Annotated in this window: 20 protein-coding genes; 12 read left to right on the top strand and 8 right to left on the bottom strand. The window is 67.0% G+C overall.

Translation table 11 applies throughout. The features are described from left to right. Window positions 1–100 precede the first annotated feature (100 nt). From H1Q64_RS15820 to H1Q64_RS15850, 7 genes are all read left to right on the top strand, one after another. Entirely contained in the window at window positions 101–1,537 is a 1,437-nt protein-coding gene (locus H1Q64_RS15820) for a hypothetical protein (RefSeq protein WP_237906115.1), read from the top strand. 800 nt (window positions 1,538–2,337) lie between these two features. After that, on the top strand, window positions 2,338–2,877 hold the full coding sequence (locus tag H1Q64_RS15825; protein WP_237906116.1) for a hypothetical protein: 540 nt from the start codon (window positions 2,338–2,340) through the stop codon (window positions 2,875–2,877). After that, entirely contained in the window at window positions 2,870–3,670 is an 801-nt protein-coding gene (locus H1Q64_RS15830) for a response regulator transcription factor (RefSeq protein ID WP_237906117.1), read from the top strand. The genes H1Q64_RS15825 and H1Q64_RS15830 overlap by 8 nt, the downstream gene beginning before the upstream one ends. After that, window positions 3,651–5,282, top strand: coding sequence for a sensor histidine kinase (locus H1Q64_RS15835; protein WP_237906118.1), 1,632 nt, complete (start codon window positions 3,651–3,653; stop codon window positions 5,280–5,282). Before H1Q64_RS15830 ends, H1Q64_RS15835 begins: the two co-directional genes overlap by 20 nt. 184 nt (window positions 5,283–5,466) lie before the next feature. Further along, window positions 5,467–8,106 carry a cation:proton antiporter gene (locus H1Q64_RS15840; RefSeq protein WP_237906119.1) on the top strand — a complete coding sequence of 880 codons (2,640 nt, stop codon included), beginning with the start codon at window positions 5,467–5,469 and terminating at the stop codon, window positions 8,104–8,106. Window positions 8,107–8,122: 16 nt separating this feature from the next. Continuing rightward, window positions 8,123–9,034: a DMT family transporter gene (locus tag H1Q64_RS15845; RefSeq protein WP_237906120.1), complete on the top strand. Its 912-nt coding sequence runs from the start codon at window positions 8,123–8,125 to the stop codon at window positions 9,032–9,034. Window positions 9,035–9,151: 117 nt separating this feature from the next. Then, complete coding sequence (locus H1Q64_RS15850) at window positions 9,152–9,550, top strand: hypothetical protein (protein WP_014197122.1); 399 nt, start codon at window positions 9,152–9,154, stop codon at window positions 9,548–9,550. A 48-nt stretch (window positions 9,551–9,598) separates the two neighbouring features. On the opposite strand, the gene H1Q64_RS15855 is transcribed toward H1Q64_RS15850, so the two are convergent. The 5 genes from H1Q64_RS15855 to rimI all read right to left on the bottom strand — a co-directional run bounded on the left by H1Q64_RS15855 (window position 9,599) and on the right by rimI (window position 15,527). Beyond that, window positions 9,599–11,083, bottom strand: coding sequence for an alkaline phosphatase D family protein (locus tag H1Q64_RS15855; RefSeq protein ID WP_237906121.1), 1,485 nt, complete (start codon window positions 11,081–11,083; stop codon window positions 9,599–9,601). 250 nt (window positions 11,084–11,333) lie between these two features. Further along, complete coding sequence (locus H1Q64_RS15860) at window positions 11,334–11,561, bottom strand: anti-sigma factor family protein (protein ID WP_103039101.1); 228 nt, start codon at window positions 11,559–11,561, stop codon at window positions 11,334–11,336. A 331-nt stretch (window positions 11,562–11,892) separates the two neighbouring features. Then, the gene (locus H1Q64_RS15865) at window positions 11,893–12,330 is read right to left on the bottom strand and encodes a sigma-70 family RNA polymerase sigma factor (protein WP_237906122.1); all 438 of its coding nucleotides are present in this window, start codon (window positions 12,328–12,330) and stop codon (window positions 11,893–11,895) included. A 522-nt stretch (window positions 12,331–12,852) separates the two neighbouring features. Further along, entirely contained in the window at window positions 12,853–14,334 is a 1,482-nt protein-coding gene (locus tag H1Q64_RS15870) for a RimK family protein (RefSeq protein WP_237906123.1), read from the bottom strand. After that, complete coding sequence (gene rimI, locus H1Q64_RS15875) at window positions 14,334–15,527, bottom strand: ribosomal protein S18-alanine N-acetyltransferase (RefSeq protein ID WP_237906124.1); 1,194 nt, start codon at window positions 15,525–15,527, stop codon at window positions 14,334–14,336. Before rimI ends, H1Q64_RS15870 begins: the two co-directional genes overlap by 1 nt. A gap of 288 nt (window positions 15,528–15,815) precedes the next feature. Here rimI and H1Q64_RS15880 point away from each other — a divergent pair, with 288 nt between their 5' ends. From H1Q64_RS15880 to H1Q64_RS15900, 5 genes are all read left to right on the top strand, one after another. Then, window positions 15,816–18,314: a glycogen/starch/alpha-glucan phosphorylase gene (locus H1Q64_RS15880; RefSeq protein WP_237906125.1), complete on the top strand. Its 2,499-nt coding sequence runs from the start codon at window positions 15,816–15,818 to the stop codon at window positions 18,312–18,314. A gap of 285 nt (window positions 18,315–18,599) precedes the next feature. Beyond that, the gene (locus H1Q64_RS15885; RefSeq protein WP_145671931.1) at window positions 18,600–19,613 is read left to right on the top strand and encodes an aspartate-semialdehyde dehydrogenase; all 1,014 of its coding nucleotides are present in this window, start codon (window positions 18,600–18,602) and stop codon (window positions 19,611–19,613) included. 166 nt (window positions 19,614–19,779) lie between these two features. After that, a complete protein-coding gene (locus H1Q64_RS15890; RefSeq protein WP_103039104.1) occupies window positions 19,780–21,387 on the top strand; it encodes a peptide chain release factor 3 in 1,608 nt (535 codons plus the stop codon). 219 nt (window positions 21,388–21,606) lie between these two features. Beyond that, window positions 21,607–23,184, top strand: coding sequence for a sensor histidine kinase (locus H1Q64_RS15895; RefSeq protein WP_237906126.1), 1,578 nt, complete (start codon window positions 21,607–21,609; stop codon window positions 23,182–23,184). Beyond that, window positions 23,177–23,584 (top strand): response regulator, encoded by a 408-nt coding sequence (locus H1Q64_RS15900; RefSeq protein WP_237906127.1) that lies wholly within the window; start codon window positions 23,177–23,179, stop codon window positions 23,582–23,584. Before H1Q64_RS15895 ends, H1Q64_RS15900 begins: the two co-directional genes overlap by 8 nt. A gap of 10 nt (window positions 23,585–23,594) precedes the next feature. On the opposite strand, the gene H1Q64_RS15905 is transcribed toward H1Q64_RS15900, so the two are convergent. The 3 genes from H1Q64_RS15905 to pxpB are packed head-to-tail and all read right to left on the bottom strand — an operon-like array spanning window position 23,595 to window position 26,175. After that, window positions 23,595–24,374 carry a LamB/YcsF family protein gene (locus tag H1Q64_RS15905; RefSeq protein ID WP_237906128.1) on the bottom strand — a complete coding sequence of 260 codons (780 nt, stop codon included), beginning with the start codon at window positions 24,372–24,374 and terminating at the stop codon, window positions 23,595–23,597. Further along, on the bottom strand, window positions 24,371–25,456 hold the full coding sequence (locus H1Q64_RS15910) for a biotin-dependent carboxyltransferase family protein (RefSeq protein WP_237906129.1): 1,086 nt from the start codon (window positions 25,454–25,456) through the stop codon (window positions 24,371–24,373). Before H1Q64_RS15910 ends, H1Q64_RS15905 begins: the two co-directional genes overlap by 4 nt. Next, entirely contained in the window at window positions 25,453–26,175 is a 723-nt protein-coding gene (gene pxpB / locus H1Q64_RS15915; RefSeq protein ID WP_237906130.1) for a 5-oxoprolinase subunit PxpB, read from the bottom strand. The genes H1Q64_RS15910 and pxpB overlap by 4 nt, the downstream gene beginning before the upstream one ends. Window positions 26,176–26,182 lie beyond the last annotated feature (7 nt).

Genomic DNA, 26,182 nt, shown 5'->3' on the forward strand with positions numbered 1-26,182 from the left:
CGCCGATTCTAATGGTGCTGTCGGAATTGGACGGCTCGCGAAAGTGTGCTAAACTTCTCCGCGAATTCGCGAAGGTTCCAATGAACCGGAGGAGGCGGCCGTGAACGGCATTTTTTCCGCTCTGAGCAACGGCCAGAACAGCCTTTTCCAGCTCCAGAAAGCCAAGAAGGACTGGGAGCGGGCATTGGAGGCCATGGAGGGCAAGGACGCCAAGCAGGTCCTGACCGAGAAGGCCGACCAGGCAAAGCTGCCCTTCACCATGACGCCTGAGCAGCAGAAGAATTTCACCGCCGTGGTCAACGCTCTGGAGGAGGCCAAGCGTGTCGGCGGGCCGAAGGCCGTCGCCGCGCAACGGCTGGAAGAGGTCGAGCGCAAGATCGAAGAACTGAAGATGATGATGCGCCACAACCATGGCGACCGGGAAAAGCTGGTGCAGCTGGCGCGGGAGGCTGCGATCCTCGCCAAGCAGGCCGGACGGGCGGCGAAAGAATATGGCGCCGGCGTGGCCGCCGCTGCGGAGATGGGACTTCCCGGCGGGGCGGGGGCGCCGTCCATCGGCGGCATCACCATCGAGCGGACGACCACCCGCACCTCCATCACCATGGTTCAGACGGAAATCGCCGTCGATGTCACGGTGACCATCCGCGGCGACGGCGCGACGGCTGAGGGCGCCTTGACCGAAGGGGCGCCGCAGGACACGCCGCCAGCCCCGGCGCTGCCGACGGACACTGCGGCCGCCGACGGCACAAGCACGGCTAAGGATATGGCGGCCGGCGAAGAGGCGGCGGAAGACGGAGAGGCGCGTGCCGCCGAGGCTGTCGCCGCGGAGGCCGCCGGTCTGGCCGGGCAGGCCACGGCCCCGGGCGTTGCTCCGGATGGCAAGCCGCCATCGGACGGCAAGTCCTCCACTGGAACGGCGGCTACCGAGAAGACGGCGGCTAAGAAAACGGAAGAAGAAAAGGAAAAGGACCGGGCTGAAGGGAGAACCGACGAGGATGCCGAGGACGGGCAGGGGACCGACCTCCAGCAACTGATGAAGGACGTGGCGCCCAGCCTGAACGCCACCCCCAACGCCCCGCTGGGCGAGCGGATCCGCAACTACATCCAGCGGATGATGGCTGACAACGATCTGAAGATGTCGCGCTACCGTGAGGCCGACGAATTCGGGCGTCGGGTGGAGGCCGTCCTTGCCGAGGCGAAGTCGATCATCGCCGAAGCAAAGGCCGCCAACGAGTTGGATCAGGCCGAAGAGCGGCGCAAGGCGCGGCGGGAGTCCTTCAAGGATTACGACAAGGTCGTGGAGGAGGCGCAGGACAACGTCAACGAACTGCGTCAAGCGGCCTTCGGGTCCGGCACGACACTGAAGGATTTTGTGGAGGCCATGACCAATCCGGACGGCACGGACGGCGGTTCCGGAGAGCCGGACGGTGCCGCCGGAGAGGACGCAATCATGCCTTCGGCGGACAGCCTCGCGGCGCTCGGTGGGACGGATCTGGGGATGCCCGCCCTGTCTGGTTCGGTCAATCTGCTCGCGTAAGAGCATCGGTGCGCCGAAGCTCAGGGCACCCCCTTCGTGCACGTTGGGCGATCACCTTCGGCAGTATCGCCATCTGGGTAATCCAGCCCATTTCGCAGTCCACGCGGTCTTGACGACGGCCTCGGTCCGGCGCAGGATGGTCGGCGTGAAGGTTGATGCTCGAAAAGCATTGTACGCACAGTGCCGACCGGCGGTAACGACGGTCGGATAGAAGGCTGGAGTTCAAGCGGCAACATCCTGTGAGACGCCATCGCGGTGTTCTCATCTTACCGATATTGTTGCCCGTCCGGCTGACCGGCGGTGGGGCCATACCCGGGTGGCTCCGCCGCCGATTGTTTTTGGGGCTCTTTTTCGCCCTTTCCTTTTTCCCTTCCCAACCGCCGGTTTTCGCACCCATGGGCGCATGGTGCCACGCGCCGTGCGCAAGGCCTCCCCGTGCTTTTCCCGTCACAGGATAAGCCAAAGGGAAGTATGGGTATTTGAGGCGGTCGATGCCCTGCCACCTAACCCACAAATAGGCAAATTAGTTCAAAATCCGACCTATCGATAGGAGTAGGAACAAAAATTGGCCGCAAATGTGCGCAAAAAGGGGGTATCAAACAGGGGTTTAACGCCACATTAACCAGACTGGACTGACCTTGATCTCACGGAGGCGGCAAGTGCAGGCATGGGGCCAGCAACACCGCCCGCGAATTCAACCACGTTGCTTGAAAGGCCCGACGATGACGATGACGGGTACCATATGCGAAGTGGCTGGAACCAAAGCCGGAGTGGGGTGCCGGCGGCGGAAGGCGGGCCTTGTGCTGGCGGTTCTTCTGCTGGCCGGGTGCCCCGGCACCACGGTTCCTCCCGAAACGCAGACCGCCGGACCGACCGCCATGGCCGTTCCGGTGCCGAAGACAAAGCCTGCTCCTCCGCGCGTCAAGACCGCGGGGAAGGATCAGGCGGCCACGCCGGCGGTGAGCGGTCCGGGGACCGGTCCCGCCGCCGAGGTCATCGCCATGGCTGGGACAGAGGTGGCGGGGCTGCCCCCCGTACCGTTCGGCGGCGCCAGCCCGCCTGCCACCCTGTCCCCCGAAACGCTCGTCGGCCTGGACCAAGTCCAGACCCGGCGTCTCCTGGGCACCCCTGCCGCAACGGAAGAGGCGCCACCTGCAAAGGTGTGGCATTACGCTAAGGGCGATTGCTCGCTCAAAGTCTTCTTCTTCATGGACATGACGTCCTCCCAGGACTTCCGTGCCCTTTCCTACGATATGAAGAGCAGCGAAAATGTCCCAGATGTCGATAAACGATGCTTCGCTCAACTCCTTGCCCAAGGCTGGGATGTCCGCAATGACTGAGGCCGCCGTCGCCCGCGTGGCGCTGGTCGACGACGACGACCTGTTCCGCGAATCCCTCAGCCTCAACCTCGCCGACGAGGGGTATGAGGTCATCACGTTCGACCGTGGCGAACCCGCGCTCGACTTCTTCGCCGAGGGCGGTTCGGTGGACATCGTCCTGCTGGACTGGCGCATGCCGAAGATGGACGGCATCGACGTCCTCCGCCAGATGCGCTCCCGCGGCATCGACCTGCCGGTGATCTTCCTCACCGTGCTGTCGGATCAGATTTATGAAGAGGCCGCCCTGGCCGGCGGCGCGCTCGACTTCGTGGAGAAGTCGCGTAGCCTGTCCATCCTGCTGAAGCGCATGCGCCTCATCGTGGATGGCTCCAAGGGCACGCCCGAGGAGGCCGAGGGGCCGAAGGAATCCGTCTACGCGCTGGGCAACCTCGACCTGCGCCTGGACAACAGCCGCGCCCTGTGGAACGGCAAGCGCATCGACCTGACGCTGACCGAGTTCAACATCGTCAAGCTGATGGCGACCCGCCCGGAAGAGGACGTGTCCTATCGCGAGATCTACGACCTTGTGCATGGCAAGGGCTTCCTGGCCGGCTACGGCCCGTCGGGCTACCGCGCCAACGTCCGCGCCTTCATCAAGCGCATCCGCCAGAAGTTCCGCGTGGTGGACGCCGAGTTCGATTGCATCGAGAACTATCCGGGCTTCGGCTACCGCTGGGGCAACGGCACCGGCGGCACGGGCCGCACGCGGGATGACGACGCGGATGTGATGGTCGATGGCGCTGCTGCCGATTGAGGCCCATGGGCCCGACGGCGCGCGGGACGGGGCGGAACTCACCAAGGGAGGATTCTCCATGGCGGGTTTCCCCGGCGGCCGGTTGCGGTGGCTGTGGCACTCGCTGGCCAGCCGGCTGGCGCTGCTGACCATCGTCTTCCTGGCGGTGCCGGTGCTGATCTACGATCAGTTCCAGCGGGCCGACACCACGACGCAGACCCTGCTGCTGCAAAGCGCGCAGCGGCAGGGCGAGCTGATTGCCCGCGCGCTGGAGCCGGACCTGTCCCGCGCCAACCGCGCGGCCCTGCCGCAGCTCGGCCCCATCCTGCGCCGCTTCGCCGACGGGAATACGCGGCTGAAGCTGCTGGTCCGGCCGCGCGCCCTGGCCGGCAACAACCTGATGGGCAGCGACGGCTTCTATTACGTCGCCGCCGCCCCGTCGGTGCCCACCGACGATCTGGACGCCGAGCGGCACCAGCTCCTCGAACAGGGGGTGCTGGACCGGCTGGGCGCTTCCTGCGCCGGAAACGAACCGTTGGCGCTGCGCCTGCCACGCGCCTCCGGCGGCTACGAGATTCTGACCTCGGTCACGCCGATCAACACGGCCTTCGGCTGCTGGGCGCTGGTGACCAGCCACACCGCCGGCGGCTATCTGGAATCCTCCCTGGGACGCCCCTACTGGAGCACGCCGGTCGTCCAGGCCGCGGCGATGATCTACATCGTCATGGCGGCGCTGGTGATGGCGGTGCTGTTGGGGGTCTGGCGCAACCTGCACCGGTTCGGCGATCTGGCGCGCGACATCGTGTCGGGCGGCATCGGCGAGAGTGGGCAGGGGTCCTTCACCAACCGCAACACCGTGCCGGAACTGTCCGGGGTGGCCGAGGATTTCGACCGGCTGGTCGACACCCTGCGCGAAAGCGCGCGGTCGCTGCGCCGCGCGGCGGAGGACAACGCCCACGCCTACAAGACGCCCATCGCGGTCATCCGCCAGTCGGTGGAGCCGCTGCGCCGCTCGCTGTCCGCCGAGGACAACCGCAGCCAGCGCGCCCTGACCATGATCGAGAAGTCGGTCGACAAGCTCGACGGGCTGGTCTCCTTCGGGCGGCGCATGGACGAGGCCGCCGCCGATCTGCTGGTCCCGCCGCGCCGCCGGGTGGACCTGTCCGATCTGGTGGAGCGCATGGCCGGCGGTTACACCAGCCTGCTTGCCGAACGGCAGCTCCACATGCGCTCGCGGATCGAGTCCGGGGTGGTCGTGCGGGCCAGCGAGGACATCCTGGAGACCGTCATCGAGAATCTGGTTGAGAACGCCGTCAGCTTCTCTCCACCGGACGGCACCGTCAGCGTGCGCCTGTCGCGCAACGGCGCCTGGGCGGAGCTGGTGGTCGAGGACGAGGGGCCGGGCGTCGATCCGGCGAACCTGCCGCGCATCTTCGAACGCTACTTCTCCCAGCGCGAGCCGGGACGGGGCATGCCGGAGGACGCGGCGGCCCAGAACCAGGCCGAGGCGACCCATTTCGGTATCGGCTTGTGGATCGTGCGGCGGAACATCGAGGCCTTCGGTGGCAAGGTCCGCGCCGAAAACCGCTCCACCGGCGGCTTCCGCATGACGGTGACGCTGGCGGTGGCCTGACGGGGGCGGTGGCCTGACGGGGCGCAAGCCCTGTACGTTCCCATCCGTACGGGTGTGGCCGGACCGTACGTCCGGTCACACGTACGGAACAGCTTTGTCCCTTATCCTGACCTTGCTCCCGCCCCAATCGGGCGATACCGTGCGCCGCGACTCCCCAAGGCCCCTCAAAGGGCAAGGCAGCCCCATGCACGTCATCGTCATCTATGTCCTCGCGGTATCCGGCCTTCTGGCGCTGGTCAGCCTGCTCCCGCCGCTGGCGGCCCGGCTGCGGGTGCCCTACACGGTGCTGCTGGCCGCCGTGGGCGTGGCGCTGGGACTGGTGATCCAGACTTTTGCCGGCCAGGGCGGCACGGGTCCCTTTCATGACTTCCTGAATTCCCTGGCCGAGATGGACATCTCGTCCGAGGTGCTGATTTACGTCTTCCTGCCGGTGCTGTTGTTCGAAACGGCCCTGGCGGTGGACGTGCGGCGGCTGTTCGACGACGTGTGGCCGATCCTGCTGATGGCCGTTGTGGCGGTGTTCGTCTGCACCTTCGCCGTCGGCTATGCGCTGACCCTCTTCACCTCGATGGGGTTGGTGGCCTGCCTGCTGCTGGGGGCGATCGTCGCCACCACCGACCCGGCAGCGGTCGTCAGCATTTTCCGCGATCTCGGTGCGCCACGCCGCCTGACCATGCTGGTCGAGGGCGAAAGCCTGCTGAACGACGCCGCGGCCATCGCGCTGTTCACGCTGCTGCTCGGCATGCTGACCCGCAACGCTCATGGCGGGGCGACCGAAGCGGCGATGGAGTTCCTGCGCGACTTCGCCGGCGGCGTGCTGACCGGCTATGTGTGTGGGCGCGTGGTCTGCATGATTGTCGAGCCGGTGCGTGACCAGCCGATGGCCGAGATCACCCTGACCGTGGCGCTCGCCTATCTCAGCTATGTGCTGGCGGAGCATTACGTCGGCGCGTCGGGGGTCGTGGCGGTGGTCACGGCGGCGCTGGTCGTCGGCTCGGTCGGGCGCACGCGCATTTCCCCGGCCACCTGGGGGGCGCTGGAGCATGTCTGGAAGCAGCTCGGCTTCTGGGCGAATTCGCTGATCTTCCTGATGACGGCGCTGCTGGTGCCGCGCCTGCTCGGCGGCATCGGCTGGAGCGACGTCGGGCTGGTGCTGGTCGTGGTCGGGGCGGCGACGGTGTCCCGCGCGCTGGTGCTGTTCGGCCTGCTGCCGCTGCTGTCCGGCGCCGGTCTGGCACAGCGCGTCAGCCACGCCTACAAAGCGGTGATGCTGTGGGGCGGCCTGCGCGGCGCGGTGTCGCTGACGTTGGCCCTGGCCGTCACCGAGAACGGGCGTGTGCCCGACCGGGTCCAAGGCTTCGTCGCGGTGCTGGTCACCGGCTTCGTCTTCTACACGCTGTTCATCAACGGCACGACGCTGCGCGCCGTCATCAATCTTCTGGGCCTGAACAAGCTGTCGCCGGTCGAGCACGCCATGCGCAACCGAGCGCTCGCTTTGTCGCTGACCGGCGTGCGTGAGCGGGTGGAGGGGCTTGCCCACCGCTACGAGGTCGACGAGCAGGCCGTCGGGTCCATTGTGTCGCAATACAGCGACCGGCTCGACGCCATCGTCCGGGAGCGGTCGACCGAAGCGCCGCTGAACAACGAGGACCGCGTGACTATCGGCCTCGTCATCCTGGTGAACCGCGAGGAGGAGCTGTACTACGAGCATTTCCGTGAAGGCATCCTGTCGCGCGGGGTGGCGGAACTGCTGAACCGCCGCACCGGACGCCTGCTCGACGCGGTGAAGACCCAGGGGCGCACCGGTTACCGTGCCTTCGAGGAGCCCTTCATCTCCTTCACGCCCTGGATGAGGGTCGCCAGCCTGCTGCACCGCCGGCTGGGCATTCACGCGCCGCTGGCCCGCCGGCTCGCCTTCCGGTTCGAGATTCTTCTCGGCGTGCGCACCGTGCAGCGCGAACTTCTGGAGTTCATCAACGACAAGGTCGGGCATGTGCTGGGCACCGACGTCGCCTGCGAGCTGGAAGGCATCCTGACCGTCCGCCTCGCCATGGTCGAGCAGGCCCTGGCGGCGCTGAAGCTGCAGTATCCCGACTACGCGCTGATCCTGCAGAGCCGCTACGTCAGCCGCGCCGCCCTGAGGCTGGAGGAGGCGGATTACCGGGCGCTCTTCGCCGAATCGATCATCAGCCAGGAAATCCTGAGCGATCTGCAACGCGATCTGGACGACCGCCGCCGCGCGCTCGACGCCCTGCCGAAGCTCGATCTGCGGCTCGATCTGATGGACCTCGTCGGGCGGGTGCCGCTGTTCGAGGGGTTGGAGGGTGACCGTCTGCGTGGCATCGCCACCCTGCTGAAGCCACGGCTGGTCCTGCCCGGGGAGACCATCGTCCGGCGTGGCGAGCGCGGCGACGCCATGTTCTTCATCGCGTCCGGCGCCGTCGAGGTGCTGGTTCCGGGTCTGGACGAGCCGGTCCAGCTCGGCACTGGGGAGGTGTTCGGCGAGATGGCACTGCTGACCCGCCAACGGCGCAACGCCGATGTGCGTGCGATGGGCTATTGCCAACTGCTGGTCCTGGATGTGAGAGACTTCCATCGGCTGGTGAAGAAGGACGCAAGCCTGCGCGCCCATCTCCAGTCGGTGGCCGAGGCGCGGCGCAACCCGCCGCCGAAGCCTGTGGAGGAGGCCGTGACGCCCGTGGCGGAAGCGCGTGCGGTGGAAGAAGCGCCCAAGCCGGACCTGTCCGGCGTCGCGCCCGCCCCGGACGTCCCGTCTCTGGCGGCCGAGGTTCCAACCGCGGAAGGCGCGCAGGCGCGGGGATAGGAGTCGAGGAAAAGCGATGACCGTGCAAGCGACCACCGCCGCCGCGGGCGGGCGGCCCGATTGGGTGCGCCTGATGCCGGGCGTCTTCGTGCTGCTGTGGAGCACGGGATTCATCGGCGCGAAATATGGCCTTCCCTACGCGGAGCCGCTGACCTTCCTGCTGGTCCGGCTTGGCTTGGTGGCCGTGATCCTCGGCCTTGTCGCCCTGGTCACCGGCGCTCCCTGGCCGAAAAGTTGGGCCGAGGCCGGACGGATCGCGCTGGCCGGGCTGCTGGTGCACGGCGTCTATCTGACTGGGGTGTTCTGCGCCATCGCCAAGGGCATGCCGGCGGGGGTGACCGCTCTGATCGTCGGCATCCAGCCGTTGCTGACCGCCGCCCTTTCCGGCCCGCTGCTGGGCGAACGGGTGAGCGGGCGGCAATGGGTGGGGTTCCTGATGGGGCTGGCCGGAGTCGGGCTGGTGGTGGGCGAGAAGCTCCACTTCGACTCGACCGATGCGCTGGGCATCGGGCTGGCGCTGGCTGCCCTCCTGGGCATCACCTTCGGGACGCTCTACCAGAAGCGCCACGGCACGGCGATGGACCTGCGCAGCGGTGCGGCCATCCAGTACGCGGCGACGGCGGCGGTGCTGGCGGTGCTCGCCCCGCTGTTCGAAACCATGCGCATCGACTGGACCGGCGAATTCGTCTTCGCCCTGCTGTGGCTCAGCTTCGTGCTGTCGGTGGGAGCGATTTTCCTGCTGTTCCTGTTGATCCGGCACGGTGCGGCGGCGCGTGTGGCGAGCCTGTTCTATCTGGTCCCGCCGGTCACGGCGGTGATTGCCTGGGCGATGTTCGGGGAGCGGCTGGGGCTGCTGGCCCTCTCCGGCATGGCGCTGGCGGTCGCCGGGGTGGCCCTGGTCAATCGCAGTGCCAAGCGCGCGGCCTGACGCCGTGCGCATTGCCTCGGCGGGGCGCTCCGACTATGCTTTCCCGCACCGGCAAAAGATCCGGCGGTGTCCGCAGGTTCAACCACGCTTCGGCAAACCACATCGGAAGTGAGTGTCATGGACGGCCTGGAGCCCATCTCGCTCGATGACAACCAGACCCTGCAGGCCATCGGCATCCTGGCCGATGTCCTGGATGGGGTGGATGGCCCCGGCGGGCTGGACACGGTTCTGGTTTCCAAGGCGCTGCGGCAGGTGATCGCCACCAAGTCCCAGCCGGCCTTCGAATTCGCCACCCGCGCCTTCAACACGCTCGACGCCGACGTGCGCCGTCAGGTGGCGGAGACCGCCGATCAGGCGGCACACGATTCGGTCGAGCTGCGCGCGCGCGTCGGCGGCTTCCTGGCGACTTCGGCCAAGGCGCCGGGAGCGGGCGGCCCGGCCACGCCGGCGCAGGCCACCAGCTTCCTCAATGCGCTCAATCTGCGCAACCGCCGCCGGTCTCCGCAGTCGGAGTGAGCCGGCGGGCTCCTCCGGTCCGATCGCTTGGGTTCAGATCACCTGAGTTCAGATCACCTGGGTGTAGCGGTTTGGTTGGCCCTCGGCGGACCAGCGGGCATGGATTTGCCCCTTGCCGTCGAAGATTAGCGACAACCAGTTGCGCTGCCGGATGATGCGCTTGCCCGATTCAGGAAAAGCCGGCATTTCGAAGACATAGCCGTTGGGCAGGGTTTCCTTGCGGCCGGCCAGCCATTCCAGCGCGAAGGCGGTGGCTTTGGCGGGCGGCGGGTGGACGACCCCCGACGCGATGAGCTGCCAGATCTCCACGCCGCCGCCGCGCAGCACGGCCCGCGCGCCCGCGTGGATTTCACCCGACACCGAGGTCACCCGGCACCCGGTACGCCGCGAGAATTCCGCCAGAAGGCCGATCAGGCGCAGCCATTCCTCGGCGTGGGCTGGGCTGCGCCACTGGTCGCGCAAATCGTCCTCGATCCCGACGCGGACGGGCGACAGGCCGACCGCCCGCTCCATCACGCCGGTGTCGAGGTAGAGCAGCGGTACGCTGGACATCAGGATCAGATGCCGGCAGCCCTTGAAGCGTTCCAGCCACTCCGGCAGGGCGTCCCACACCCGGTCCGACAGAACGCGGCGGGGGGTGCGGTCGCTGCGCATGTCCAGTGCCAGAACGCCGACATCGCCGAGCCGGAACCCCTGGCTGAAGGAGTCCAAGGGCGCGCCCCATACGCATTCCGGCTGGGCGCCCTCCATGGCGGCCAGTTGGAACAGCGAGAAGTGGCGGCGGGCGGCCGCGTAGACGCCGCGCCAGGCCGGGGACATCATTTCCTCGTCCGGATGGGAGCCCCAGCCGTCGAAGATGTCGTGGTCATCCCACATCATCACCGAGGGAATTCGGGCGGTCACCGCCGCGGTTTCCGGCTGGCCCCAGACGCGCAGATAGAGGTCGAAGTAGAAGTCCGCCGCCTCCTCCGCCATGGCGGGAGTAAAGGGCTCGTCCAAGCGGGCGGCGTCGGTCCGCTTCTTCCAGGCGCTGAGCAGCGGCGGCTTGCGCCACACCGCGTCGGCGTAGAGCTGATCGCCACCTTGCAGCAGCAGGTGGAAGCGCTCGCCCTCGTGACGGCGGCGCAGATCACCCCACAGGGCGTTGCGCGGTGCGTCCAGCCCGGCGATCTTCTCCTCGTCCTCTGCCCCGTTGCAGGAGACATAGGCGATCCGCGGCGACGAGGCGCGTCCCGGCACGGTCACCGCCCAGATGTCCCCCGGCGACGCCCCATCGGTGAAACCATAGGCGGCCTCGACATCGCGGGCGCCGCGCGGAATGGCGAAATCGAAACGCCAGACATGCCGGTTGCCCCATTGAGCGAGGTGGCGGGGCGGCACGGGCAGGGTCACGCCGTCCACCCGCAAATCATAGGGTTCGGCGTCGCCGTCCAGCACGAAGAGGGCGGACAGCCACCAGCGGTCGCCTTGCTCTCCCCGGAAATAAAGGACGGGACCCAGAATGATGTTCGGTGCCGGCCTGCCGCGCGCCATGGACGCTGTCTATCCTCTTCGTTCCCGCCGGTCCGGGCGCCCATGGCCCAGCTTCCGTTTCCGCGGCTCCTGTTTATGGGAAAAGCCGCAGGTCTGTAAAAGGGGCAAGCGTTGATCCGAAGGGGGAAGCCGCGTGGAAATGCGGGAGAACGCGCCGCGCTGGTGGAAGGCCAGGGTGCGGGCAAAAAAAGCGGGCGGCCGGGTCGTCCGGTCGCCCCTCATGTGACGATGGAACACGGGAATCGGGGGGCTAGTCCTTGCGGCGCTGCCTCAGCAGTTCGAGCATGCGCGCCGGTACCGGTTCTTCCAGCACGGGATCGTAAAGGCGGTGAAGCTCATCCACATGGCTCCTGTGGAAGGTCACCACGGCCTTCGCGTCGGCGTCGTCCTCTACGGACTGCTCGAACTCCTGACGCTCCTTATCGTCCAAGGCACCGTCAAGATATGCGTTGATATGGTTCATCGTCACACGCTTCATATCTTTTGATCCCGGAACGTCTCCGGAGGCCATCCCCCCGAGACGGAAACGATCCGCGACGCAGAGTTCAATATAGTGCGGCGGGCACGGCGTCGGGAGTGGTGATTTACCTCTTCTTATGGGGAGGATGCTGATACCGCCAAATGGTTGGCGAAGCGTATCCGATCGTTCCCCGTGGATGTTCGGCCACTCCGCAGCAGCCATACTCGTTTCGCACGCGGGATGTAACAGCCGCTCCCGTTGGTTGTTCCGGCGCCGGACCGTCCGATGCGATGGAAGAATCAACCTGTTGTACGGTTGCCATACCCCGCGGCGCATTCCCTGCCGCGTCCTAGGCGGCCATCAGGTTGTTCAGCCGCTCGCGAGCCCGGCACAGGCGGGACCGGATGGTGCCGATGGAGACGTTCAGCTTCTCCGCGGCCTCCTGATAGGGGCGCCCTTCGATGGCGACCAGCTTCACGACCTTGCGCTGGCTGGGGGTCAGGGCGCCGAAGGCGCGGTCCACGTCGCGGAAGACCAGCCGTGCGATCTGCGAGGCCTCGACCGACATGGCGCCGTCCCACAGTTCGACCTTGGTGACGTGCTTTTCACGCTGGAGGTTGTTGAAATGCAGGTTCTTCAGCATCGTGGTCAGCCAAGCCTGCATGTTGGTGCCGGGCTCGAAACGATGCTGGCGGGACAGAGCGCGGGCAAGACAGTCCTGGGTGAGATCCTCGGCGGCGCTGACGTCGCGCGTCAACTTGCAGGCATAACGCTGCAGGTTCGGCATGCAACGGATCAGTTCGGATTCGAAACAATACGCCATTGTTGCTCTTCCTCCAGCTTCTCTTCATTCGGCGGGGCTGCCGGTCCGTGGTGACGGCGCCCCCGTCCCGAGATTTCAGTTCGCGGGATTCAGACTCCCGAGGCTTCGGTGGGAGACGATCCCTTTTTCGACGCGCCCATTTTCGACGCGTGGTCCCTTCCGGCGCCGGTCCTGTGGCCGCGCCGGTTCTGCGATTCGTGTCGGTGGTTTAGAATGCGGTGGTGCTGCCTAGCAGTGTCCGGGTGTCGGTCCGGCGCAGCACATTGAGCAGTTCGTCGTCATCAACGGTCTCCCGCTCTCCAGCCTGGGCAACTCCAAAGCGTTGATGCGCTTCGGTGTTGCTCCCGTTCGTGGTGACGTTGATTTCATAACGCGGTGGGAAGAGGCTTGTTCCCCGGCGGCCACAGCCGAAAACATCTTAGGAGGAGAAGTGATCGGAATGTGGGGGGCATCCAAACGGATGGCGGAACTGCCCGAAGGGGGTTTTCAGGCTCCGGAGCCGGGCTTGCGCGGCCGCGATTCCAGGCGGCGCAGGAATTCGCCCATGATGAGGCGGTACAGACCGTCCTTCAGCTTGGCGTCCTCGACGCCGAGGTCGATGCTGGGGTTGTCGTTGATCTCGATGACGAAGACGCCGCGCTCGTTCTGCTTCACGTCTACGCCATAGAGCCCGTCGCCGATCAGCCCCGCTGCCTTCACGGCGGTCTCGATGACCTCGCGCGGCGCCTCCTCGACGGCCAGCGTGCGTGCGGAGCCCTGTTCGGCGCGACCATTGCCGCCGTGCTTGACGATCTGCCAGTGCTTCTTCGCCATCAGATACTGGCAGACATAGATCGGCTGCCGGTTCAGCACGCCGACGCGCCAGTCGAACTCCGTGTACATGAACTCCTGGGCCAGGATCACGTCGGACTGCTCGAACAGGCCTTCGGCCGTCGCATCCAGCTCGCTGCGGGTCTGCACCTTGAAGACGCCGCGGGAGAAGGAGCCGTCCGGAATCTTCAGGACGATGGGGTAGGGGATCTCCTGATCCAGCGTCGCCAGCCCGCGCTTGTCGAAGATCACCGTCTTCGGCGCCGGGATACGGTTGGCGCGCAGCAACTCGGCCAGATAGACCTTGTTGGTGCATTTCAGGATCGAGTTCGGATCGTCGATCACCGGCATGCCTTCCGTCGCCGCCTTCTTGGCGAAGCGGTAGGTATGGTGGTCGAGATTCGTCGTCTCGCGGATGAACAGCGCGTCGAACTCGGCGAGGCGGGCGTAGTCCTTCTTCTCGATCAGCTCGACCGCGATGCCCAGGCTTTCCCCGGCCTTGACGAATTTCTGGAGCGCGCGCGGGCTCGAGGGGGGAAGCTCCTCCTTCGGGTTGTGCAGGATGGCCAGCGTGTAGCGCGGCGGCGCCTTCGCCGCCGGCTCCCGCCAGGAGGTGCGGGTGTAGGCGTCGAGCGCCGCCTGGAACAGCGGCTCCTGGTCGGGGCGAAGGTCGGCCAGCGACAGCGGCTCCAGGGCATGGACGGTCCAGCCCTCCTTCAGCCGCACCTGAACCTTCAGCAGGGGACAGCGGAACAGGTCGAAGATCGTCCGGGCGATGTCCTGGAACCGGGCGTCGTCGGCGTGGCCGAAGAAGAGGGTGAGGTTGAAGGACGCTTCCGGCGGGTGGTCCATCCGCTTGATCGCCTTGCGCACCGCCTCCTCCACCTCGGCCAGTTGGGCGCGGTAGAAGGTCTTCTGCGACAGGTCCAGGATGGTCCGGACGGAGGGGATCACCCGCTCGCCGCGCGCCTCCGCCAGCAGCGAGACGTAGTAGCCGGTGCCCAGATAGCGGTAGCTGCGCGAAAGGTTCAGCACCCGCGCGCCGCGCGGCGCCTGCTCCGGGTGGGCGATGTAGTCGCGGGCGCTGATCACCGGCAGCCCGTCCTTCGCCCATTTCACGTCCGCCCGGCGGTCGACGACCAGGAGATGCGCGGGCATCAGTCGGCGACCCCATCGGAGGCCCGATCACAGGACTGGGGGCGCAGGAGAAGGGCGGCCTTCAACTGGGCCTTTCCGTAGCGGGCCATGCGCTCGAAGTCGGCTTTCGGGATCGGCATGTTCATCCGGTCGATGTGAGCGTGGTGACGATCGTACACAAGCGGATCATGAACATAGAGAAAGCGGTCGTCGGCACCGGTCACGACGACCCAATGCGGAAATTTTTCGTGATAGATCCGGTAGGAGCTGATGAGCACGATGGGGATGGCCCCGCCCGCCACCGCATCGGCCATGTCCTGGGCGGTCAGGGTGTTGTGGCGGACGGTGGCACCGCTGCCCTCCAGTTCGTCGAGGAAATCCTCGTGCACGATGCGCATGACCTCCTTCTTTTCGTCGCTGCGCACGCTGTCCAGGAAGGGGGTGGCGTTGTCCTTGATGTGGATGTCCACCGCGAAGCCGCGCCGCGCCGCCGCCAGCGCCAGCCCGAACGGGCCGCAGCCGCCATGGCCGGAGGTCATGAAGACGGTCGTCGATTCTCGCCACAGCCGGATTTCCAGCTTCCGCCCCAGTTCGATCTCCGCGGGCTTCAGCGCCTTCATCGCCATCATCAGGGCCGACGGGCCGCAGGTGAAGTCCAGGGTCTGCTGGTAATAGGGGACCAGAGGCCCGCCCAGCGGTGCGCTGGGGCCGCTGTGGCCGAGGCGCTTCTCCAGCCGCAGCGCTTCCATATGGTCTTCGTAATAGTCGGTGTAGACGCCGAACTCGCGGTAGCCGGCCTTCTTGTAGAGATCGATCGCCGCGGCGTTGTCGCGCCGCACCTCCAGCCGCAGGTAGATGCAGTCCCGCGAGCGGGCCGCCTGCTCCGCCGCGGCGAGCAGCCGCTTGGCGACGCCCTGGCCGCGGTGGCCGGGGTCGACGGCGAAGGAGTAGAGCCGGGCGAGCGAGGTTCCGGAATGGAAGGACACCAGGGCGTAGCCGACGACCGTGCCGCTGTGGACTTCCACAAGGCCTGTGGCCTTGGCTTTCGTGAGCAAATATTGAAAACTACGTCGGGTCAGGCGGTCGGTGGCGAAACACCGCTCCTCGATGGCCAGCAGAGCGGCGATGTCCGACGGCTGGGCCTGACGGAGCAGGATGGTGGCGTCGCCGGGCAGCTCCTGGCGGGAGTCCGCAGATTCGGTATTGTCGAGCATCGGGAGGTTCAAAGAGGCTGACACGGACGCCATCTTACTCCCTCCAGCGGGGCTTCGCAGCGATTACCGGTATGGGCGCGCTGCGGAGGTGGCCTTCGTTTTGACACAGCGCGTCTGGCACAAGGGCAAGCCCCGGCTGTTGCTCTGGACGAACGGCCTAGCCGTTTCGACTGGTTGGCCGCAGCGACTTAAACGTTGCTTAACCATGGACCCCGGAAACTGCCGCCGATGGAAGACCGGCTAAATAACCGCCGCTCCAGTTGGCCCTGGAAAGAAGAAAGTCAAGACATGGACGCTCGGTATAAGTCCCGCGAGATCGAACGCCGCAGTCTGGATGTCGACGGGCTGAAGCGCTCGTTTCTGGAGTGGCTGGTTTATTCCGTCGGCAAGGACGCGCGGGCGGCGACCCGGCGCGACTGGTTCCACACCGTGGCGCTGGCCGTGCGCGACCGCCTTGTGGACCGCTGGATGGACACGACGCGGACCTATTACCAGCAGGACGCCAAGCGCGTTTACTACCTCTCGCTGGAATTCCTGATCGGCCGCCTGCTGACCAACAGCCTCGCCAACCTCGGCATCACCGACCAGTGCCGTCAGGCACTCGACCGCATCGGCCTGAACCTTGACGACGTGGTGGAGGCTGAGCCGGACGCCGCGCTCGGCAACGGCGGCCTCGGCCGTCTGGCCGCCTGTTTCCTCGACAGCATGGCGTCGGAAGCGCTGCCCGGCTACGGCTACGGCATCCGCTATGAGTTCGGCCTCTTCGAGCAGCGCTTCGAGCATGGCTGGCAGGTCGAGTATCCGGAACAGTGGCTGCAGTTCGGCAACCCGTGGGAATTCCCGCGTCCGGAGGTGCTGTACCCCGTCCAGTTCTATGGCCGCGTCGAGGAGTTCCGGGATTCGGTTGGCGAGCGCGCCTACCGCTGGGTCGACGCCGAGCGCGTGCTGGCCATGGCCTACGACACGCCGGTGGTCGGGTACGGCGGCGACACGATCAACACGCTGCGCCTGTGGTCGGCCCGCGCCACCCGGGACTTCAACTTCGGCCACTTCAACGACGGCGCCTACATGAAGGCGGTCGAGCAGAAGGTGCTGACCGAGAATTTGAGCCGCGTCCTCTACCCGAACGACGCGACGGAGGGTGGCAAGGAACTGCGGCTGAAGCAGGAGTATTTCTTCACCTCCGCCTCGCTGCAGGACATCCTGCGCCGCTATCTGCAGCACCATTCCAACTTCGACAGCCTGCCGGACAAGGCGGCGATCCAGCTCAACGACACGCACCCGGCCATCGGCATCGCCGAGTTGATGCGGCTGCTGGTGGACCAGCACGGGGTTACCTGGGACAAGGCGTGGGACATCACCCGCGCGACCTTCTCCTACACCAACCACACGCTGCTTCCGGAAGCGCTCGAGGCATGGCCGGTGCGCATGATGGAGCGCGTGCTGCCGCGCCACATGCAGATCATCTACGAGATCAACGCCAAGTTCCTGAACCGCTCCAAGGCGCGGGCGGCAGGCGACAACGGGCGGCTGTCCCGCCTGTCGCTGATCGACGAGCGCGGCGACCGCCGGGTGCGCATGGGCAATCTGGCCTTCCTCGGCTCGCACAAGGTCAACGGCGTGTCGGCCCTGCACACCGAACTGATGAAACAGACCGTCTTCGCCGACTTCCACGCGGAATTCCCGGAGCGCATCAACAACAAGACCAACGGCATCACCCCGCGCCGCTGGCTGCATCAGGCGAACCAGCCGCTGGCCGCGCTGATCACCAGCCGCATCGGCAACGGCTGGATCAAGGACCTCAGCCAGATCAGCGCGCTGGCCGAGAAGGCCGACGATCTGGTCTTCCGCGAGGAGTTCCGCCGCGCCAAGCGCAAGAACAAGAAGCGGTTGGCCGCCTACATCGCGCGCCAGACCGGGGTGGACGTGCAGGTCGACAGCCTGTTCGACGTGCAGGTCAAGCGCATGCACGAGTACAAGCGCCAGCTCCTGAACATCCTCCAGGCGATCGCGCTGTACAACGAGATGCGCGACAACCCGACCGTCGCCTGGGTGCCGGTGACCAAGATCTTCGCCGGCAAGGCGGCGCCGAGCTATCACATGGCCAAGCTCATCATCAAGCTCATCAACGATGTGGCGAAGGTGGTGAATCATGACCCGTCGGTGCACGACAACCTGAAGATCGTTCTTTTGCCGAACTACAACGTGACGGCGGCGGAGATCATCATGCCGGCGGCCGACCTGTCGGAGCAGATCTCCACCGCGGGCATGGAGGCGTCGGGCACCGGCAACATGAAGCTGGCCCTGAACGGCGCGCTGACCATCGGCACGCTGGACGGCGCCAACGTCGAAATCCGCGAGCATGTGGGCGACGACAACATCTTCATCTTTGGCCTGACCGCCGAGGAGGTGAACGACCTGCGGGCCAGCGGCGGCTTCAACCCGCGCGACGTCATCGCATCGAACCCCAGCCTGAAGCGGGCGCTGGACATGATCTCCACCGGCGTCTTCTCGCCGGACGATCCCCACCGCTACCACCCGATCCTCCAGGCGCTGACCGACGGCGGCGACCACTTCCTGGTGACCGCGGATTTCTCCGACTATTGCCAGGCGCAGCAGGCGGCCATGGACCTCTACCGCGACCAGGAGGAATGGACGCGAAAGGCCATCCTGAACACGGCCAACATGGGCTGGTTCTCCTCCGACCGCACCATCATGGAATATGCGACGGAGATCTGGGACGTGCACCCCGTGAAGCCGGAACATCCCGCCGAAACCGAGACCTGACGCGGCCCTGTCCGGCACCGGACAAAAATTGTGATGCGAAGGCGCGGGCGCTTTACAAGCCCCGCGCCTTTCGTTTATCTAGCGGGTTATGAATCGCTCGCTCGCCATCACCACCACCACTACCAAAACGACCCGCTCCGGCGGGCCGTCGGACGGTGGCGTGCGTTGATCGAGTAAGACGCTTCACCCACCACGAAGGCCCCGCCGGACACGGACGGGGCCTTGGTGCATCTGGGGCCGCCGTCCACGCTCGATCCGGGCAAGACCAAAGGACGGACCACACCCATGAGCACCTCTTCTCCTTCTCCCCGCCGCGTCGCCATCGTCGGTGCCACGGGCGCCGTCGGCCGCGAGATGGTCGATGTTCTTCACCGCCGTTCGTTCCCGGTCGCGGAACTTGGCCTGTTCGCGTCGGAGCGCAGCGCCGGCCGCACGGTCGAGACCCCGTTCGGCGAGAAGACCCTCGTGGCGTTCGACGTCGAGAAGGTGAAGGGTTACGACATCGTCCTGCTCGCCGTGTCCGGTGATTTCGCCAAGGAGCACGCGCCGGCCATCGCCGCGGGCGGGGCGCTGGTGATCGACAACTCCTCGGCCTTCCGCTACGACGACAACGTCCCGCTGATCGTGCCGGAGATCAACGCCCACGCAATGGGCGACGCCAAGCTCGTCGCCAACCCGAACTGCACGACCGCCATCGCCGTCGTGGCGCTCGGGCCCCTGCACAAGGCGTTCGGCCTGAAGCGCGTGATCGTTTCCACCTATCAGGCGACCAGCGGCGCCGGTGCGGAGGGCATGGCCGAGCTTGAGGAGCAGACCCGCAACCAGCTCGACGGAAAGCCGGTCGTCAACAGCGTGTTCCGCCACCCGATCCCCTTCAACCTGATCCCCCAGATCGACGCCTTCCAGGAGAACGGCTACACGAAGGAGGAGATGAAGGTGACCTGGGAGACCCGGAAGATCCTGGAGATCCCGGACCTGCCGGTCAGCTGCACCGCGGTGCGCATCCCGACCTACCGCGCCCACTCCGAGGCGATCACGGTCGAGACGCTGTCCCCGGTCACCCCGGACGCCGCCCGCGCCGTGCTGGCCGACGCGCCGGGCGTGGTGGTGAAGGACGTGCCGGCGGACGGCGTCTACCCGATGCCGCTGAACGCCACCGGCCAGTTCGACGTCGAGGTCGGCCGCATCCGCACCAGCCTGATCTTCGGCGACCACGGCCTCGACCTGTTCGTCTGCGGCGACCAGCTCCTGAAGGGTGCGGCGCTGAACGCCGTGCAGATCGCCGAGCTGAGCCTGTAAGGCACCCCGGAACCCTTCATCCCTGCGTCCGTCTGGCGGCAGGGATGAAGGCTGGAACGGGCCGGTCTTCGCTGCTATCTATACGTCCGAACGAAGAGGGCCGTGGGGCGTTCCGCCTCCCGGCCCTCTTCGCCGTTGTCTGCACCGCTGAGTTACGGGAACGCGCATGTCCGAGCTTCTGGACGCTGTTTCCCGGCGTCGAACCTTCGCGATCATCGCGCACCCCGACGCCGGCAAGACCACCCTCACCGAAAAGCTGCTGCTGTTCGGCGGCGCCATCCAGATGGCCGGCGCCGTCAAGGCCCGCGGCGAGCAACGCCGCGCCAAGTCGGACTGGATGAAGGTGGAGCGCGAGCGCGGCATCTCCGTGACCGCCTCCGTCATGACCTTCGATTACGAAGGGCGCACCTTCAACCTGCTGGACACGCCGGGCCACGAGGACTTCTCGGAGGACACCTACCGGACGCTGACCGCGGTGGACAGCGCCGTCATGGTGATCGACGGCGCGAAGGGCATCGAAAGCCAGACGTTGAAGCTTTTCGAGGTCTGCCGCCTGCGCGACGTGCCGATCATCACCTTCTGCAACAAGATGGACCGCGAGGCCCGCGACCCCTTCGACCTCATTTCCGAGATCGAAAGCTCGCTGGCGCTGGAGGTCACCCCAGCGAGCTGGCCCATCGGCATGGGCCGCGACTTCCTGGGCTGCTACGACCTGATCCGCGACCGCTTGATCCTGATGGACCGCACCAAGGGCGACGAGATCGACGACGGCATTGAGTGCAACGGCCTCGACGATCCGCGCCTCGACGAGCTTCTGCCGGACCACGCGGTGGCAAAGCTGCGCGAGGAGGTGGAAATGGCCCGCGGGCTGATGCCGCCCTTTGACCTGGAAGCCTATCGCGCCGGCCATCTGACGCCGATTTATTTCGGCTCGGCGATCAATAACTTCGGCGTGCGCGAGCTTCTCCAGGGCTTGGCCGAGAACGCCCCGCCGCCGCGCCCGCAGCCGGCGGAGCAGCGCTCGGTTCAGCCGGACGAGGGCAAGTTCAGCGGCTTCGTGTTCAAGGTCCAGGCCAACATGGACCCCAACCACCGCGACCGCATCGCCTTCGTGCGCATCTGCTCCGGCAAGTTCAAGCGCGGGGCGAAGCTGAAGCATGTCCGGTCGGGCAAGCTGATGGCGGTGAACAACGCCGTGCTGTTCCTGGCCCGTGACCGCGAGCTGGCGGAAGAGGCGTGGCCCGGCGACATCATGGGCATCCCCAACCACGGGTCCTTGCGTATCGGCGACACGCTGACCGAGGGCGAGGATCTGCGCTTCACCGGCGTGCCGAGCTTCGCGCCGGAACTGCTGCAGCGTGTCCGCCTGGAAGACCCGATGCGCGTGAAGCATCTGCGCAAGGCGCTGGAGCATTTCGCGGAGGAGGGCGCCTCCCAGGTGTTCAAGCCGCTGACCGGGGCGGATTGGGTGGTCGGCGTGGTCGGCCAGCTTCAGTTCGAGGTGCTGGCGGCCCGCATCGAGGCGGAATATGGCCTCGCCGCCCGCTTCGAGGGGGCGGGGGTGGACGCCGCCCGCTGGATCGAGACGGACGACGAGGACCAGCTCAAGAAGTTCCTCGACCTCAACCGCTCGGCGGCGGCGGAGGACCATGACGGGGCGCTGGTCTTCCTGGCCCGCAACGCTTGGCACCTGAACCGCACGCAGGAGGATTTTCCGGCTCTGCGCTTCCTGAAGACCCGCGAGCAAAACCGCAAGGTGCACACCGCGGCGTAACGTGCATCCAGAGCCATGCGGAACGCGCTGGCCATTCGCCGGGATCGCGTTCCGCGTGTTGCTCCTCCTGCCTGATTCGAGTAGCGTTTGCTGACGCAGCCTCCGCGGCATGGTGCCGCAAGGCGTTGTGCTTCAAGGTTTTGGGGCAAGATCAGAGAAACGGTGGCGTTTCCGGACCCGGCTGGACCGCGGACGGTGACTGAATAAAAGAGGGGCGGCATGTTCGGTGGCGTGGAAGCCTTCTTCGACACCAGCGCGTACTTGCCTCACGGCGTGTGCCTGTTCTGGCGTCCGGAAATCCTGACCCTGCACATCGTGTCCGATGTGTTGACCGGCCTTTCCTATTATTCGATTCCGGTGGCGCTGCTTTACTTCGTCGTGAAGCGCCGCGACGTGGCCTTCACCTGGATCGTCTGGCTGTTCGCCGCCTTCATCCTGGCCTGCGGCACGACGCATTTCTTCAGCCTGTGGACCTTGTGGTATCCCGACTATGCCGTGGAAGGCATCATCAAGGCGCTGACCGCAATGGTGTCGGTGCTGACCGCCGTCGCCTTGTGGGTGCAGATGCCCAAGGCTCTCGCTTTGCCCAGCGCCACCCAGCTCGCCGACGCCAACGGAGCCCTTCAGCGCGAGATCGAGATCCGGCGTCAGGCCGAGCTGCGCTACGCCAGCTTCTTCAACAATCTGGCGGAGGGGCTGTTCGTCATCACGGTGCTGCCGGACGGTGACTTCGCCTTCGACACGCTGAACCCCGCCCACGCGCGGGGGACGGGAATCGACCCGGAGACCATCCGCGGCCGGCTGGTCCGCGAGGCCGTTCCGCCGGAGACCGCCGCGGCGGTGATCGAACGCTACAGCGCCTGCGTCGCCGCGGGCGGCCCGATCGATTACGAGGAGACGCTGGACCTTCCGGTCGGACGGCGCACGTGGCACACCGTCCTGGTGCCGGTGCGCGGCGAGGGAGGGCAGGTGGTCCAGATTCTGGGCAGCTCCCGCGACATCACCGACCGCAAGAGGCTTCAGGAGGAGCTGGTCCAGACCTCCAAGCTGGCGACGCTGGGCACGCTCGCCGCCGGCATGGCCCATGAGATGAGCCAGCCCCTGAACATCATCCGGATCTGGGCCGAGAACGCCCTGTCCCGCCTGCGCGACGGCGACGCCGACACCGCGCGCCTGGACAAGGTGCTGACCATCATGTCGGAACAGGCGGAGCGCATGGGCCGCATCATCGACCATATGCGCACCTTCAGCCGCCGCGACGGCGCCACCCAGCGCTTCGACCCCGCGGCCAGCGTCCGCTCCGCCGTCGAGCTGGTGTCCAACCAGTTCGCCTTGGAGAACATCGAGGTCGTGAGTGACGTCCCGGCCATCGACTGCGTCACGCGCGGCCGTCCCCTGCAACTGGAGCAGGTGCTGGTCAATCTGCTGTCCAACGCGCGCGACGCCATCCTGGAATGGCGCGCCGACCCCGACGGGTCGCCGGCAGCCGGGCGGATTGCGGTGGGTATGCGCTGCGACATGACCGCCGGGCGGGCGGTCATCACCATCACCGACGATGGCGGCGGTATCGACCCGGACGTACTGCCGCGCATTTTCGATCCATTCTTCACGACCAAGGAGGTCGGGAAGGGCTCTGGCCTTGGCCTGTCCATCGGCTATGGCATCATCGATTCGATGGGCGGGCGGATCGACGCGGCGAACGTGACCCACGAGAACGGAAGCCGCGGCGTCCGCTTCACCATCACCGTGCCGGTGTCCCATCCCTCCGTTCAGGACGTGGAGCGCGCTCATGCCTGACCCTGTCACCGCTCCGTTGCATGTTCTGGTGGCCGAGGACGAAGCTCTGGCCGCCATGGCGCTGGAGGATTTCCTGTCCCGCAAGGGGTATCGCGTGACCCTGGCCCAGGACGGGCAGGAGGGGCTGGAGCGCTACAGCGCCGATCCCGCCGATCTCGTCATCACCGATCTGCGCATGCCGCGGATGGACGGCCGCGCCTTGATCCGCGAGTTGCGGATCAAGGCTGCCGGACTGCCGATCCTGGTGATGACCGGCTTCCTGTCGATGGAGGCGGGAGAGGACGACCTGACGTCCGACCGCTGGCAGCCGTTGGTGGTGCTGCGCAAGCCGGTCAGCCCGCAGGTCATCCTGGACACGCTCGCCAGCCTCGCACAGGCAGCGAAGCTGCGGCCCGCATGATCGCCGACCGTTAGAAACGGTCGCGCAGTTCCGGCAGGGGGACGATGCGGACCCCCTTGGCCTCCAGGGTGCGGCGCAGGTTGCTCGCCATGGCGACGGCGCTCGGCTCGTCGCCGTGGACGCAGACGGAATGGACGGTGCAGGGGATGCGCGTGCCGGTGACCGACAGGATCACCCCCTCCTCCAGCATGCGCAGGACGTTGGCGGCCGCCACGTCCGGGTCGTGGACCATCGCGCCGGGCTGGCCGCGCGGCACGAGGTTGCCGTTGTCGTCGTAGGCGCGGTCGGCGAAGACCTCCTCCGCCGTGGGCAGGCCCAGCGTCCGCCCGGCCCGCGCCATCTCCGAACCGGCGGTGGCGAGGTAGATCAGCGAGGGATCGACGCCCTTGATCGCCCGCCCGATCGCCAGGGCCAGCCCCTCGTCCACCGCCGCCATGTTGTTCAGCGCGCCGTGCGCCTTCACATGGGTGACCGTCCCGCCGGCGGTGGCGGCGATGCCCATCAGCGCCCCGATCTGATAGGCGACCATCGCCTCGACCTCCGCCGCCGACATCCGCAAGGGACGGCGTCCGAAGCCCTGGAGGTCGGGGTAGGAGGGGTGGGCGCCCAGGCTGACGCCCTTCGCCACCGCGTTCCGGATGGTCCGCGCCATCACCAGCGGGTCGCCGGCGTGGAAGCCGCAGGCGATGTTGGCGGAGGCGACGATGCCGAGCATGGAGTCGTCGTCGCCGATGTCGTAGGCGCCGAAGCCCTCGCCCAGGTCGGCGTTCAGGTTCACGGTGATGGTCATGGTGCCCTCCCGCACATCTGTTCTTGGTTCAGGATGTCACCGTTGCCGTTGACGATGTCGACGACCCCGGACACGAGGTTTTCCGCGTAGAGCGCCTCCAGATCGACGCCGCCCGCCGGGCGCACTGGACGGATGGCGCGGACCCAGGACGCGATGGTCTGTTCCTGGCGCCGCCGGATGGCCTCCGCCTCTTCCACCGTAACGGCGCGGAAGCTGAGGGAGCCGCCGGGGCTCAGCCGGCCGACGCGGGGCAGGTCGGCGGAGATCACCGTGGCGATCTTGGCGTAGCCGCCGGCCGTCTGGTGGTCGTTCAGCAGAAGGATCGGCTGGCCATTGCCCGGCACCTGGATGGAGCCGGTGACCAGCCCGTCCGACGGAATGTCTGCGGAGCCGGTGTGGGCAAGCGTCGGGCCGTCGAGCCGCAGGCCCATGCGGTCGGCGTCCTTGCCGACGCTGTAAGTGGCCGACAGGAAGGTTTCCACCGCCTCCGCCGTGAAACGGTCCTCCTGCGGGCCGAGCACCACCCGCACCGGCCCGCCGCCATAGTCCGGCGGCTCCGGCAGCTCCACGTCGGCGCCCGGTGTGGCGTCGTTGCGGTTGAGCGGCAGGCGCGTCCCGTCGCCCAGCGGCTTGCCGCCGAGCGGCCCGATGCCGGCGCGCACGTAGGTGGACAGGCTGCCCAGGAACGGTTCCAGCGCGAAGCCGCCGGCCACCGCCAGATAGGCGACGGCCGCCCCGGTGACCGCACCCAGCTTCAGCACGTCGCCACGCACCAGCGTGTGGCTGCGGTGGGGTTCCAGCGGCTGGGGCGATTGCCCCTCGCGCTCCAGGCTCAGCGCCATGGGGCCGACGACGGCGACGCGCACGCCATCGGCTTCCACTTTCAGGGCGGGGCCGAGCAGGGCGATCTCCACCCCCGCCGTGCCTAGCGGATTGCCGACCAGCGCATTGGCGAGGCGCAGGGCGATGGGGTCGAGCGCGCCAGCCACCGGCATGCCGAGTTCCTGATGGCCGAAGCGGCCGAGGTCCTGGATGGTGGCGAACAGCCCTGGCCGGACAACCGTAAGACAGGGGGCGCTCATGATGCGGCCCTCAGTGTGTCGGGATCGAAGTGCCCAGCGGTGGCGGCGGCGGACAGGGTGTCGAAGCGGGAGCGGTCCACCGCCTCGAACCGCACACGGTCGCCGGCGGCGAGCAGGACCGGAGAGGGACGGGCGCCGTCGTAGAGCGGCACCGGGCAGCGCCCGATCAGGTGCCAGCCGCCGGGGCTCTCCCACGGATAGACGGTGGTCAGCCGCCCGGCGGTGGCGACGGAGCCCGCCGGCACGCGGACCCGCGGCTCGCTGCGCCGCGGCCTTTCCATCTCCGCCGGCAGGTCGCCCATGTAGGCGAAGCCTGGCATGAAGCCCAGCATGTAGACGAAATACTCCGTCGACCCGTGGAGGTCGATCAGCCGATCCGCCGACAGGCCGAGCGAAGAGGACAGTTCCAAAAGATCCGGCCCCAGATCGGGATCGTAGCAGACGGGCAGGCGCCACAGGGTGCCTTCGACCGGCGCCTCACCGGCGTGGGCCAGTTCTGCCTCGACGGCGGCCTGGACCTCCCGACGGCTGGTGACCGCCGGGTCGTAGACGACCTGGAGCGAGCGGAAGGTCGGCACCGTCTCCACCAGACCCGGCGGTGCGGCGGCCTTCAGGCGGGCGTGCAGAGCCATGACGCGGGCGTTGGTGGGGCGGTCGATGCCCTCGCCGAACTCCACGTTGAAGGCGGTGTCGCCCGCCGTGGTGAAACGGACGTCCATGATGCCG

Origin of the sequence: Azospirillum brasilense (assembly GCF_022023855.1) — a bacterium.
GTDB lineage: Bacteria > Pseudomonadota > Alphaproteobacteria > Azospirillales > Azospirillaceae > Azospirillum > Azospirillum brasilense_F.

Coding starts and splice junctions, on each gene's coding strand:
- H1Q64_RS15830 (WP_237906117.1), top strand. CDS start 2,870: ATGACTGAGGCCGCCGTCGCCCGCGTGGCGCTGGTCGACGACGACGAC.
- H1Q64_RS15835 (WP_237906118.1), top strand. CDS start 3,651: ATGGCGCTGCTGCCGATTGAGGCCCATGGGCCCGACGGCGCGCGGGAC.
- H1Q64_RS15840 (WP_237906119.1), top strand. CDS start 5,467: ATGCACGTCATCGTCATCTATGTCCTCGCGGTATCCGGCCTTCTGGCG.
- H1Q64_RS15845 (WP_237906120.1), top strand. CDS start 8,123: ATGACCGTGCAAGCGACCACCGCCGCCGCGGGCGGGCGGCCCGATTGG.
- H1Q64_RS15850 (WP_014197122.1), top strand. CDS start 9,152: ATGGACGGCCTGGAGCCCATCTCGCTCGATGACAACCAGACCCTGCAG.
- H1Q64_RS15855 (WP_237906121.1), bottom strand. CDS start 11,083: ATGGCGCGCGGCAGGCCGGCACCGAACATCATTCTGGGTCCCGTCCTT.
- H1Q64_RS15860 (WP_103039101.1), bottom strand. CDS start 11,561: ATGAAGCGTGTGACGATGAACCATATCAACGCATATCTTGACGGTGCC.
- H1Q64_RS15865 (WP_237906122.1), bottom strand. CDS start 12,330: ATGCCGAACCTGCAGCGTTATGCCTGCAAGTTGACGCGCGACGTCAGC.
- H1Q64_RS15870 (WP_237906123.1), bottom strand. CDS start 14,334: ATGCCCGCGCATCTCCTGGTCGTCGACCGCCGGGCGGACGTGAAATGG.
- rimI (WP_237906124.1), bottom strand. CDS start 15,527: ATGCTCGACAATACCGAATCTGCGGACTCCCGCCAGGAGCTGCCCGGC.
- H1Q64_RS15880 (WP_237906125.1), top strand. CDS start 15,816: ATGGACGCTCGGTATAAGTCCCGCGAGATCGAACGCCGCAGTCTGGAT.
- H1Q64_RS15885 (WP_145671931.1), top strand. CDS start 18,600: ATGAGCACCTCTTCTCCTTCTCCCCGCCGCGTCGCCATCGTCGGTGCC.
- H1Q64_RS15890 (WP_103039104.1), top strand. CDS start 19,780: ATGTCCGAGCTTCTGGACGCTGTTTCCCGGCGTCGAACCTTCGCGATC.
- H1Q64_RS15895 (WP_237906126.1), top strand. CDS start 21,607: ATGTTCGGTGGCGTGGAAGCCTTCTTCGACACCAGCGCGTACTTGCCT.
- H1Q64_RS15900 (WP_237906127.1), top strand. CDS start 23,177: ATGCCTGACCCTGTCACCGCTCCGTTGCATGTTCTGGTGGCCGAGGAC.
- H1Q64_RS15905 (WP_237906128.1), bottom strand. CDS start 24,374: ATGACCATCACCGTGAACCTGAACGCCGACCTGGGCGAGGGCTTCGGC.
- H1Q64_RS15910 (WP_237906129.1), bottom strand. CDS start 25,456: ATGAGCGCCCCCTGTCTTACGGTTGTCCGGCCAGGGCTGTTCGCCACC.
- pxpB (WP_237906130.1), bottom strand. CDS start 26,175: ATGGACGTCCGTTTCACCACGGCGGGCGACACCGCCTTCAACGTGGAG.